Source organism: Streptomyces sp. NPDC013317 (assembly GCF_055563155.1).
This window is the reverse complement of the sequence record NZ_JBVHDX010000023.1, coordinates 51393-62443: the sequence shown is the minus strand read 5'-3', so window position 1 is coordinate 62443 and position 11051 is coordinate 51393. Positions and strand designations below refer to the sequence as shown.

The 11051-nt window shown below is 72.9% G+C and carries 11 protein-coding genes; 6 read left to right on the top strand and 5 right to left on the bottom strand.

Annotation, left to right across the window (positions count from 1 at the left end; translation table 11 throughout):
- Positions 1-162: 162 nt before the first annotated feature.
- Together ACZ3IJ_RS34910 and ACZ3IJ_RS34905 are read right to left on the bottom strand one after the other, a co-directional pair.
- Complete coding sequence (locus ACZ3IJ_RS34910; protein WP_329122086.1) at positions 163-384, bottom strand: hypothetical protein; 222 nt, start codon at positions 382-384, stop codon at positions 163-165.
- A 12-nt stretch (positions 385-396) separates the two neighbouring features.
- Positions 397-1659 (bottom strand): inorganic phosphate transporter, encoded by a 1263-nt coding sequence (locus ACZ3IJ_RS34905; RefSeq protein ID WP_467475022.1) that lies wholly within the window; start codon positions 1657-1659, stop codon positions 397-399.
- Positions 1660-2045: 386 nt separating this feature from the next.
- On the opposite strand from ACZ3IJ_RS34905, the gene ACZ3IJ_RS34900 reads away from it, so the two are divergent.
- The gene (locus ACZ3IJ_RS34900; protein WP_467475019.1) at positions 2046-3173 is read left to right on the top strand and encodes an alpha/beta hydrolase; all 1128 of its coding nucleotides are present in this window, start codon (positions 2046-2048) and stop codon (positions 3171-3173) included.
- A 110-nt stretch (positions 3174-3283) separates the two neighbouring features.
- On the top strand, positions 3284-4843 hold the full coding sequence (locus tag ACZ3IJ_RS34895) for a hypothetical protein (protein ID WP_467475017.1): 1560 nt from the start codon (positions 3284-3286) through the stop codon (positions 4841-4843).
- Positions 4844-4858: 15 nt separating this feature from the next.
- On the opposite strand, the gene ACZ3IJ_RS34890 is transcribed toward ACZ3IJ_RS34895, so the two are convergent.
- Together ACZ3IJ_RS34890 and ypfJ are read right to left on the bottom strand one after the other, a co-directional pair.
- Complete coding sequence (locus ACZ3IJ_RS34890; RefSeq protein WP_467475015.1) at positions 4859-5260, bottom strand: VOC family protein; 402 nt, start codon at positions 5258-5260, stop codon at positions 4859-4861.
- 76 nt (positions 5261-5336) lie between these two features.
- Positions 5337-6227 (bottom strand): KPN_02809 family neutral zinc metallopeptidase, encoded by an 891-nt coding sequence (gene ypfJ / locus ACZ3IJ_RS34885; RefSeq protein WP_467475013.1) that lies wholly within the window; start codon positions 6225-6227, stop codon positions 5337-5339.
- 266 nt (positions 6228-6493) lie between these two features.
- Here ypfJ and ACZ3IJ_RS34880 point away from each other — a divergent pair, with 266 nt between their 5' ends.
- From ACZ3IJ_RS34880 to ACZ3IJ_RS34870, 3 genes are all read left to right on the top strand, one after another.
- Positions 6494-8092, top strand: coding sequence for an ABC-F family ATP-binding cassette domain-containing protein (locus ACZ3IJ_RS34880; RefSeq protein WP_467475011.1), 1599 nt, complete (start codon positions 6494-6496; stop codon positions 8090-8092).
- 323 nt (positions 8093-8415) lie between these two features.
- Positions 8416-8637: a helix-turn-helix domain-containing protein gene (locus ACZ3IJ_RS34875; RefSeq protein ID WP_006123601.1), complete on the top strand. Its 222-nt coding sequence runs from the start codon at positions 8416-8418 to the stop codon at positions 8635-8637.
- 119 nt (positions 8638-8756) lie between these two features.
- Positions 8757-9554: an enoyl-CoA hydratase/isomerase family protein gene (locus ACZ3IJ_RS34870; protein ID WP_467475009.1), complete on the top strand. Its 798-nt coding sequence runs from the start codon at positions 8757-8759 to the stop codon at positions 9552-9554.
- Between the two features lie 254 nt (positions 9555-9808).
- Here the strand turns inward: ACZ3IJ_RS34870 and ACZ3IJ_RS34865 are convergent, their stop codons facing one another.
- The gene (locus tag ACZ3IJ_RS34865) at positions 9809-10513 is read right to left on the bottom strand and encodes a hypothetical protein (RefSeq protein ID WP_467475007.1); all 705 of its coding nucleotides are present in this window, start codon (positions 10511-10513) and stop codon (positions 9809-9811) included.
- A 57-nt stretch (positions 10514-10570) separates the two neighbouring features.
- On the opposite strand from ACZ3IJ_RS34865, the gene ACZ3IJ_RS34860 reads away from it, so the two are divergent.
- Positions 10571-11023, top strand: a complete 453-nt coding sequence (locus ACZ3IJ_RS34860; RefSeq protein ID WP_467475005.1) for an Asp23/Gls24 family envelope stress response protein — start codon at positions 10571-10573, stop codon at positions 11021-11023.
- The last annotated feature ends 28 nt before the right edge of the window (positions 11024-11051 follow it).

Below are 11051 nucleotides of genomic sequence, written 5' to 3'. Positions count from 1 at the left end.
GCCGGCGGCGGCCCGGCGGGCCCCGCCACGGAACACCAGCACACTAGGCCGGCCCGGCGGCCCGGCCCCCCCCCCCCCCCCCGCCGGGCGGGCGGCCCCGGGGCGGGGGGGGCCCCCCCCCCCGGGCCGCCCCCCCCCCGGCCCGTCGAAGCGGGACCGTCGTCAGACGACGATCAGATAGATGCCGTACGCGACGGCCGCCGCGCACAGCGCGAAGCAGGCGTACGCGCCGGTGCGCGCCAGGGCGGCGGAGCCACCCTGGGAGGCGGCCTGCTCCTGCTTGGAGAGGCCGACGATGCCGAGGGTGAACAGGCCCACCAGGGCCACGGTCGCCACGAGGCTGACTCCGAAGACGGAGCCGAGAGCTGCCCAGTCGATCTTCATGTCTGTCGTTCCTTACACCGCGGCCGGGGCGGCGGGGGCTGCCGGGTCCGTGGGGGCCGGCGAGGGGATGGTGGTCTTGAAGTCGTCCGCGACGGCGGCGACGGAACCGGCGGTGGCGGGCGGGGTGACGGCCGCGATCGCGGTGGTCACGACGCCGGCCGGCTCGTCGTCGATCTCGTCGGCGGTCACGTTGTGGTGGTCCACCGGCTTGCGGCGCGACAGCGCCCAGATGACACCCGAGCCGGCCACCAGGAGGACCGCGACGACGGCGACGCCCCAGCTGCCCTGCTTGGTGAGGAACTCGGCGCCGGCGCCGACGAGGCCCGCGGCGGGCAGGGTCAGACCCCAGGCGACGAACATCCGGGTCGCGGTCGACCAGCGGACGACCCCGCCCTTGCGGCCGAGGCCCGCGCCCATCACGGCGCCGGAGCAGGACTGCGTGGTGGAGAGCGAGAAGCCCAGGTTGGACGAGGCCAGGATGACCGTGGCGGCGCTGGTCTGGGCGGCGAAGCCCTGCTGCGGCTGGAGGTCGGTGAGGCCCTTGCCCATGGTGCGGATGATGCGCCAGCCGCCGAGGTAGGTGCCGAGCGCGATCGCGACACCGGCGGAGACGACGACCCACATCGGGGGGTTGGAGCCGGGGGCGAGGACGCCGCCGGTGACCAGGGCGAGGGTGATGACACCCATCGTCTTCTGCGCGTCGTTGGTGCCGTGCGCGAGGGAGACGAGACCGGCCGAGGCGATCTGACCGGCCCGGTAGCCCTTGGCCGTGGCCTTGGTCTCCGTCTTGGAGCCGATCTTGTACGTCAGCTTGGTGGCGGCCATCGCGGCGAGACCGGCGACGAGCGGCGCGGCGATCGCGGGGATGAGGACCTTGCTGACCACGGTCGAGCCGTTGACGGCCGACCAGCCGGCGGACATGACGGCCGCGCCGATGAGTCCGCCGAAGAGGGCGTGGGAGGAGCTGGAGGGCAGACCCAGGAGCCAGGTCAGCAGATTCCAGAGGATGGCGCCGACGAGCGCCGCGAAGATCACTTCAGTACGAATGCCCTGTTCGTTGATGATCCCGCCGGAGATCGTCTTGGCGACCTCGACGGACAGGAACGCGCCGACCAGGTTGAGCACGGCGGACATGGCCACCGCCGTCTTGGGCTTGAGGGCACCGGTCGAGATGGTCGTCGCCATCGCGTTGGCGGTGTCGTGGAAACCGTTCGTGAAATCGAACACGAGAGCTGTCACGACCACAATCGCGAGCAGCAGCGTGATGTGTTCCATTTACCCAGGCAATCGTTTGACGTCAGTGGCTCGATGAACGTAGGCAACCTGAGTGAACGGAAGGTGAACTGGGTCCGGCGGTGCGGTGACTCGAATGGGGTCCGGACATTCCGCTTAGGGTCCGGGTGGACGGACCGTCCACGATGTGGGCAGGGTGCGACCCCGGGTAATCCGTGCCATCAACGGACATGGAGGACTCCCGCCGCTTCTTCCCCGACCACCCGTGTCAGCCCGTGGACGCCCCAGGGGCCGCGTCAGCCGACCGAGGGACCCGCGGAGGAGACCCATGTCACTCTCCGGGGGTGCCGACCGGGTGCGAACGAGGGCCGGACCACGGGCGGCCCCGTCCGGTGGCAGCCCCGGCCGGACCTGTCGACACTGGGACCGTGCGCCCGGCTACAGCGACGGCAGCGGCCGTCACCACTCTGATCGGTGTCGGCGCGGCCGCGATCGCGGCCGGCCGGTACGCCGGCGACGTGGCCCTCAAGGCCTCGTCCGGCCGGCCCCTGCCCGGCGACCCCCGGCTCACCGTGCACGCCACGGGCCCCGACCGGGTCACCCTCACCCGCAGCCTCGCCTCCCTGCGCCCCGGTACGTACGGGATCGAGGGCGCCGGCGTCCACGCGGTCGTGGGCCCGGCCCTCGACCGGGTGCCGCACACCGCGGACACCGTCGTACGCCGCCTGGAACGCGTCGAGCTCGGCGACCTGGAGCCCGGCGCCCGGGTCCGCCTCACCCCCGAGCTGCACGGCGGCACCCCGTACAGCTCCCTCGGCATCGTCCACGAGGACGTGGAGATCCCCGGCGAGCTCGGCCCGCTGCCCGCCTGGCTCGTCCCCGGGCCCCGCTCCACCTGGGTCATCGCCGTGCACGGCATCGGCACCACCCGACGGCACCCGCTCAACCTCGTCCCCTTCCTCGCCCGGCGGCAGATCCCCGTCCTCTGTCTCTCCTACCGGGGCGACGAGGACGCGCCCGCGTCGCCGGACGGCCTCGGCCACCTCGGTGACACCGAGTGGCGCGACGTCGACGCCGCCGTCCGCTACGCCGTCCGCCGGGGTGCCGAGCACGTCGTGCTACACGGCTGGGGGCCCGGCGCCACGATGGCCCTGCACGCCGCCGCCGACTCCGGAGTACGGGACGTGATCCGCGGCCTCGTCCTGGACTCCCCGGTCCTGGACCGGGAGGCCACCCTGCGCAACCTCGCCGCGGCCCGCCGCGTGCCCGGCCCGCTGCTGCCGCTCGCCGTCCGCGCCGCACAGGGCAGGGCCGGGCTGCACGGCGACCGCGTGCGGGACGCCGCCGACCCGGCGGCCCTGCGCGTGCCGACGCTGGTCTTCCACGGCCCCGACGACACGATCGCCCCCTGGGAGCCGTCCCTCGAACTGGCCGCCCGGCGCCCGGAACTGGTCACTCTGAACACCGTGCGCGGAGCACCGCACGCGGCGATGTGGAACGCCGACCCGGTCCGGTACGAAGAGGCCCTGCGACGGTTCGTCACACCGCTCCTCTAGGCCTTCCGCACCTCTCCGCCAGGGCCTCGGCCCGGGGCGTGCGGCCGGTGTTCCGGCGGCCTCTCCGATTCCGATTGGGCTTTCGGGCCGCCAACGGGAAGACTGCCCCCGTGACGTCTCGAAAGCCCGATGAGCAATTGGCGCGCAACTCCAGACTCCGACTTGTCCGTCCGCGGGCACTCGCCACCGCACGGCGTGCCGTGACGACCCGGCGGACCCGCCCGGCCCCCCGGCCGCCGGAGGGCACTCCGCCCCGCGCGGAACTCGCCCGCCAGGCGCGGACCGTCCTCGCCGACGCCGTCCGGATCGCCCGCTGGGTCACCCTCGACGGCGGTGACCGGACCACGGCGGCGTCCCGCCCCCGGTCCGTCCGCGCGACCGCAGCCGCCGCCACCGCCGCCGCGACGGGCCCGGCGAAGGGCTCCGCGAAGGGCGCCGAGAAGGGTGCCGCGAACCCCCAGGCGCCCGTGGCCGCGCCCGACGGCGTCCCCGCCCCGGAACGGGCCGCCGCCGCACTGGACCTGACACCCGGCCAGATCCGGGCCGGCTGGGACCGGGCCCGGCTGGCCGGCCTCGTCGAACTCCACGGCGACACCGCCCGCCCCGGCTGGCGGCTGCACGCCTGGGACCGCGACGACTCCGCCGTCCTGCGCGGCTGGGTCGCCCTGTTCGACGCCTGGTCCCTGGTCCACCCCGCCCCGGCGGACGTCGCTCCCGGCGCCGTGGCCGAGGTCGTCGAGGCCGTTCCCCAGGTGCTCTCGCTCCTGCAGCTCTCGGCCGGCCCCGAGGTGGTCCCCGCCCTCCTCGACCTGCTCCGGCAGCGGGTCGAGGAACTGCGCGAAGAGCGCTGCGAGGTGCCCGTCGAGGGCGCGGACAGCACACCCGGCACCGCTCCCGACTCCGCGTCAGGCTCTTCCTCCGCCCTCGCCGGGCCCGAGGGGCTCGACACCCTGCTCGACTGGGCCCTGGAAGGACTCGCCGCCGTCGGCGCCCTGACCCTCGGCGAAGGGACCGACGGCCGCCAGGCCACCCTGACCCCGCTCGGCAACTGGGCGGTCTGGGTCAAGCTGGAGCAGATCTGCGTCGCCGCCCAGAGCCCCGCCGGCAACATCGAGCAGTCCGCCGAGGACATGCTCCGCGGCTGTGCGAGCCTCACCCCCGGCCCGGCCCGCGACGAGTACCGCGCCTGGCTCGCCGCCCGCACGCTCACCAGCGCCGTCTCGGAGCTGCTCGCCGTCGCCCGCGGGGAGGACGCCCTGCTGCGCGGACTGGCCTTCGAGGCGCTCCGGGTCGTGGGCGCCCCCGCCGAGGCCGAGGTCAGGGCGGCGGCCGAGGAGGCCTCGCTCCGGCCGTACGCCCTGCTGTGGATCGCCGAGTACGAGGGCGCCGACCCCGACGACGCCCCGGACGTCCTCACCCGGGAGGAGGCCACCTGGCTCTGGGTGGACACCGCCGCGGCCGTCGCCGACCACGGGGAGAGCACGCTCCTGGTGCGCCACCTCGACTCCGCCGTCCAGGGCACGGTCCCGGCCCTCCTCGACGCGGTCCGTGCCGTCGGCCACCCCCGTACGGTCCAGGTCCTCGTGGCCCTCGCCGCGGCCCACCCCGACCCCGCGCTCGCCAAGGCGGTCCGCCGGGCGGCCTTCCAGGTCCACACCGGGGGAGCCTGACCGCCCCGCCGGCTCTCAGCCGGTGGTTCCGGGCAGATAGGTGCCGAAGCTCCAGACGTTGCCCTCGCCGTCGCGCGCGATGTAGTCCCGCGAGCCGTAGTCCTGGTCCGTCGGCGGCATCACGATGTCGACGCCGTGGGCCACCGACCGGGCGTGGTGTTCGTCCACGTCGTCCACGTGGACGTACACCCCGCTGGGTCCGGACCCCTCGACCAGCTTGTCGAACTCGCTGCCGGTGCCCTTGCTGCCGAGCATGACCATGCCGTTGCCGTACGACAGCTCCGCGTGCACGACCTTGCCGTCCTCGCCCTCGTAGACCGCGGTGCGGGTGAAGCCGAACGCCTCGGTGAGCTGCCGGATCGCGGCATGCGCGTCGTGGTAGGTCAGGGTCGGACAGATGTGGGGTGCCTCGGCCATCCGGATCACTCCTTCTCGCGGCGGGGGTATGTCACCTGGGTCTCAGTCTGGCATCCGGTGCGTACATCGGGACGCGTCAGCGGAAGGTGTTGCAGCGCGCCATGTCGCCGGTCCTGAAACCGGTGGCGAACCACTGCCGGCGCTGCGCGGCCGAGCCGTGCGTCCAGTTCTCCGGTGTGACCCGGCCCTGGAACCTCTCCTGGATCCGGTCGTCGCCCACCGCGGCCGCCGCGTCCAGGCCGTCCCGGATGTCGGCCTCGGTCAGACTGGTGATCAGGGGCCGCCCTGTCTTCTCGTCGGGGGTGGTCGTCGCGTGGCGCGCCCAGACGCCCGCGTAGCAGTCGGCCTGCAGCTCGACCCGTACGGCGTTGGAGTCCGCGCCCGTCCGGCCGTCCTGGGCGCGGGCCAGGGTCCCCATCATGTTCTGCACGTGGTGGCCGTACTCGTGCGCCACGACGTACGCCTGGGCGAAGGGTCCGCCGCTCGACCCGAACGTCGTCCGGAGCTCATCGAAGAAGCCCAGGTCCAGATAGACCTGGCGGTCGCCCGGGCAGTAGAACGGCCCGACCGCCGAGGTGGCCGAGCCGCAGGCCGTGCCGACCCGGTTGGTGAACATGACCGTGCGCGCGTCCCCGTACCGCCCGCCGCGCCGCTCGTACTCCGCCCGCCAGAAGTCCTGCACGCTGTTGACGACCGCCACGATCCGGCAGTCCTCACGGGTGTTCGCGTCCGAACCGGTCCGGCAGCTCTGCTCGATCCGAGCCGCCGAGGAGGAGGTCGCGACCGGCGCGGGGTCGCCCGAGGTGAGCCCCAGCTGCTCGGGGCCGACGCCGAAGAGGAGGCCCAGGATCAGGGCGATGACGCCGACGATGCCGCCGCCGACGGTGGCCTTCCCGCCGGGGACGCGGCTGCCGCGGACGTCCCGCACCTCCGAGGTGTCCAGGTCGGCGTCGTCGTCGAACTGCATGCGCCACCACCCTCCGCGTCTCTGTCGCGGCAGTGGCCGCCGCCCTGCGCCCGAGTATCGGAGAGTCCGACAGCGGTCGCCCCTTTTGTCGGGCATGGGTGGTAGAGGCCGGTACGTGGGGTGAGGTGCCGGTGCCGGACTGTGGCCGAAAAGCAGTTGCATGCGCCCGTTAGACTGGCCGTATGGCCATTCTCCCCGCGCATGACTAGCGGCGTCGAATCCGCATACAGCCCTTTCCGCCGAACCGTCCGCCCTGGAGTCTGTCCGTGATCACCGCTTCCGGCATCGAGCTGCGCGCCGGCGCCCGCATCCTCATCGAGTCCGCTTCCTTCCGCATCGCCAAGGGCGACCGCATCGGCCTCGTCGGCCGCAACGGAGCGGGCAAGACCACCCTCACCAAGTGCCTCGCGGGCGAGGGCGTGCCCGCCGCCGGTCAGATCGCCCGCTCCGGCGAGGTCGGCTACCTCCCGCAGGACCCGCGCACCGGCGACCTCGACGTCCTGGCCCGTGACCGCATCCTCTCCGCCCGTGGCCTCGACGTCCTCATCAAGAAGATGAGGATGAACGAGGAGCGCATCGCGACCGGCAGCGGCGCCACGCGCGACAAGGCGATGAAGCAGTACGAGCGCCAGGAGACCGAGTTCCTCACCAAGGGCGGGTACGCCGCCGAGGCCGAGGCGTCGACCATCGCCGCCGCCCTCGGGCTCCCCGACCGCGTCCTCGGCCAGCCGCTGCACACCCTCTCCGGCGGTCAGCGCCGCCGGGTCGAGCTGGCCCGGATCCTGTTCTCCGACGCCGACACGCTCCTCCTCGACGAGCCCACCAACCACCTCGACGCGGACTCCATCGTCTGGCTGCGCGACTACCTCAAGACCTACCGCGGTGGCTTCATCGTCATCTCCCACGACGTCGACCTCGTCGAGACCGTCGTGAACAAGGTCTTCTACCTGGACGCCAACCGCTCGGCGATCGACGTCTACAACATGGGCTGGAAGCTCTACCAGCAGCAGCGCGAGGCCGACGAGAAGCGCCGCAAGCGCGAGCGCCAGAACGCCGAGAAGAAGGCCGCCGCCCTCAACTCGCAGGCCGACAAGATGCGCGCCAAGGCCACCAAGACCGTCGCCGCGCAGAACATGGCCAAGCGGGCCGAGCGCCTGCTCTCGGGCCTGGAGGCGGTCCGGGTCAACGACAAGGTCGCCAAGCTCCGCTTCCCCGAGCCCGCGCCCTGCGGCAAGACGCCGCTGACCGCGGAGGGCCTGTCGAAGTCGTACGGCTCGCTGGAGATCTTCACCGATGTGGACCTCGCGATCGACAAGGGATCGCGCGTCGTCATCCTCGGTCTCAACGGCGCCGGCAAGACGACGCTGCTGCGTCTGCTCGCCGGGGCCGAGAAGCCCGACACCGGCGAGGTGACCCCCGGCCACGGCCTCAAGCTCGGCTACTACGCCCAGGAGCACGAGACGCTCGACCCGGACCGCACGGTCCTGGAGAACATGCGCTCGTCCGCGCCCGACCTCGACCTCGTCGAGGTGCGCAAGACGCTCGGCTCCTTCCTCTTCTCCGGCGACGACGTCGACAAGCCGGCCGGGGTCCTCTCCGGCGGTGAGAAGACCCGGCTGGCCCTCGCGACCCTGGTGGTCTCCTCGGCCAACGTGCTCCTCCTCGACGAGCCGACCAACAACCTCGACCCCGCCAGCCGCGAGGAGATCCTCGGCGCGCTGCGCACCTACAAGGGCGCGGTCGTCCTCGTCACGCACGACGAGGGCGCGGTCGACGCGCTGGAGCCGGAGCGGATCATCCTGCTCCCCGACGGCGTGGAGGACCTGTGGGGTCCGGACTACAAGGACCTCGTGGCGCTCGCCTGATCATCTCGCTATGGATCATTCGGCTCATGGGTGATCCTTCATCTGAGTGAGGGCGTCTCATCCCCCTCGGCGCGGCTCCGTGCGGAATCCCTCCGCCGGCGCCGCGCCGTCTTCGTCCTGTCGCTGCCGCGCTGACCTGGCACTTCCTCGCCGGGCGTGTCGCGGAGGGCGGATCGTGCGCGCCGGAATTTTGGATTCCGTTTGTGAGGAGAGCTTCGCCGTCCGCAAACCTGGCGGCACAGACCTTGTCGAATGGGTGGCCAGGACGTCCGGGAGGGGTGATCATGAGAAGTCCAGAGCGCACTTCCCATGAGGAGGCACGGGTGGCCGAGACTCTGAAGAAGGGCAGCCGGGTGACCGGCGCCGCGCGTGACAAGCTCGCGGCAGACCTGAAGAAGAAGTACGACTCCGGTGCGAGCATCCGGGCGCTGGCCGAGGAAACCGGCCGTTCCTATGGATTCGTCCACCGGATGCTCAGCGAGTCGGGCGTCACGCTGCGTGGACGCGGCGGGGCGACCCGAGGCAAGAAGGCCGCCTCGGCCTGACGGGGCGCGGTTCGTCGGGTCCATCGGTTCTCGCGGTGGCCACCCGGTCGTCCGTGCGGTCGACCGGGTGGTTACTGTGCAGTCACTTAGCAGTGCTGCACCGGAACCGGAGGCGCCCCATGACTTCGCTCGACTCTGTGCTCGTGTTCGACAAGGACGGTGTACGGCTCACCGTCGAGGACGCCGTTGCCACGGTGGCCCTGACCAATCCGGCGAAGCGCAACGCCCAGTCTCCCGCTCTGTGGCGGGCGTTGACGGAGGCCGGACGGTCACTGCCGGGCAGCGTGCGGGTCGTCGTCCTGCGCGGTGAGGGCAAGTCCTTCTCCGCCGGGCTCGACCGGCAGGCGTTCACGCCCGAGGGCTTCGACGGGGAGCCGTCCTTCCTGGACCTTGCGCGCGGTTCGGACGAGGACCTGGACGCGGTCATCGCCGAGTACCAGGAGGCGTTCACCTGGTGGCGCCGCAGCGACATCGTGTCGATCGCGGCCGTCCAGGGCCACGCCATCGGGGCCGGGTTCCAGCTCGCGCTCGCCTGCGACCTGCGGGTCGTCGCCGACGACGTGCAGTTCGCCATGCGCGAGACCAGCCTGGGACTCGTACCGGACCTCACCGGCACGCACCCGCTCGTGGGCCTCGTCGGCTATGCCCGCGCGCTGGAGATCTGCGCGACGGGCCGCTTCGTCCACGCGCAGGAGGCCGAGCGCATCGGCCTCGCCAACATCGCCGTGCCCGTCGAGGAGCTCGACGCCGCGGTACGGGACCTGAGCGCCGCGCTGCTCGCGGGGCCGCGCGACGCCGTGATCGAGACGAAGGCGCTCCTCCAGGGCGCGGCCGACCGCACCTACGAGGCCCAGCGCGCCGCCGAACGCGCCGCCCAGGCCCGCCGACTGCGCGACCTGGCAGGCCTCGGCGACTGACGCGCGCCCGTCCGCCCGTGTCTCAGCGGGCCGGGCGTCCGTCCGCTCGGTCGCAGCGTCCGTCCGCCCGGTCTTACGGCCGCGCGCCCGTCCGCCCGTGTCTCAGCGGGCCAGGCGTCCGTCCGCCCGTGTCTCAGCGGGCCAGGCGTCCGTCCGCCCGTGTCGCAGCGGGCCGTGCGTCCGTCCGCTCGGTCGCAGCTGGCTGTGTCCGTTCGCCCGTGTCTCGGCCGGGCCGTGCGTTTGTCCGCCCGGACTCAGCGGGCCTCTGAGAAGCGGACCTCGGAGACCAGGACCGTGACCGCCGTCCCCTCGGGCGCGGTCACGGTCGCGCGCGTGCGGGCCGTGCGCGCCACGTCCAGAGCGCGGTGGCCGTCGGCGACCGCCAGCTCCACCCTCAGCGCGCCCGCCGAGCGGTGGACCGGCGCTCCCAGGACGGACGTCAGCCCCGCCACGCCCTCGACGCCCAGCATCGCCCTGGCCACCGGGTCCTCCTCGTCCAGCGGCGCGGTTCGCCCGGGTGGCGGAGCGGGGGCCGGCGAATCGGGGGCGGCCTCCACCAGCCCGGTCACCCGGAGATCCACCGCCGTGATCACGAGGCCCAACGCGCGTTCCGCCTCGGCGAACAGCGCCCGGCGCACCTCCTCCGCCACCACCGGCAGCGGCCGGTCCACCAGCCGGCCCGCCGCCACGGCGAGATCCGCGGTGATCCGCAGCGGCCCGGGCGGCAGCCCGCCCGGCGGTACGGGGAACGGCGCCGTGGGGCCCACCTCGGCGAGCCCCACCCGCAGCCTCCCCGGCACCACGCCCCGTACCGGGGCCAGGCTCCGCAGCAGCACCGCGCGTGCGGCGCTCTCCGTCAGCCAGGCGCCGTCCTCCGCCTCCCCGAGCGGCAGCAACCGCCCGGGCCCTACTCGCTCGCGCATCGCCGCCGTCCGTCCGGCCCCAGATGTCGTCGTCATTGGCTCAGCCTAATGTGGGCAAAGGCATTGATAGATGCATAGAAGGGATGAACGGTGATGAATGACCCCGCACACCCCAGAGAACCGTCCGTGACCAAGCGCGGCGGTGGCGACCCGGCCAGTCGCGGCCGCACCACCATCGCCGACGGAGTCGTCGAGAAGATCGCCGGTCTGGCCGCACGTGAGGTCCCCGGCGTCCACGCCATGGGGAGTGGGTTCTCCCGCACCATCGGCGCCGTCCGAGACCGGGTCCCCGGCGGCGGAGGGACCAAGTCCGGCGCCACCCGCGGTGTGAAGGCCGAGGTCGGCGAGGTGCAGACCGCGCTCGACCTGGAGATCGTCGTCGAGTACGGCGCCTCCATCGCCGACGTGGCCGGGGCCGTGCGCGAGAACGTCATCGCGGAGGTGGAGCGGATGACTGGCCTGGAGGTCGTCGAGGTGAACATCGCGGTCAGCGATGTGAAGCTGCCCGAGGACGAGGAAGAAGAGCCGGAGTCGAGGCTTCAGTAGCCGACGGCGGTGTGACCGAAAGGGCTCG

Bases quoted from the DNA above. Each gene is read 5' to 3' on its own strand.
- ACZ3IJ_RS34910 (WP_329122086.1), bottom strand. From the start codon at position 384: ATGAAGATCGACTGGGCAGCTCTCGGCTCCGTCTTCGGAGTCAGCCTC.
- ACZ3IJ_RS34905 (WP_467475022.1), bottom strand. From the start codon at position 1,659: ATGGAACACATCACGCTGCTGCTCGCGATTGTGGTCGTGACAGCTCTC.
- ACZ3IJ_RS34890 (WP_467475015.1), bottom strand. From the start codon at position 5,260: ATGGCCGAGGCACCCCACATCTGTCCGACCCTGACCTACCACGACGCG.
- ypfJ (WP_467475013.1), bottom strand. From the start codon at position 6,227: ATGCAGTTCGACGACGACGCCGACCTGGACACCTCGGAGGTGCGGGAC.
- ACZ3IJ_RS34870 (WP_467475009.1), top strand. From the start codon at position 8,757: ATGACTTCGCTCGACTCTGTGCTCGTGTTCGACAAGGACGGTGTACGG.
- ACZ3IJ_RS34865 (WP_467475007.1), bottom strand. From the start codon at position 10,513: ATGACGACGACATCTGGGGCCGGACGGACGGCGGCGATGCGCGAGCGA.
- ACZ3IJ_RS34860 (WP_467475005.1), top strand. From the start codon at position 10,571: ATGAATGACCCCGCACACCCCAGAGAACCGTCCGTGACCAAGCGCGGC.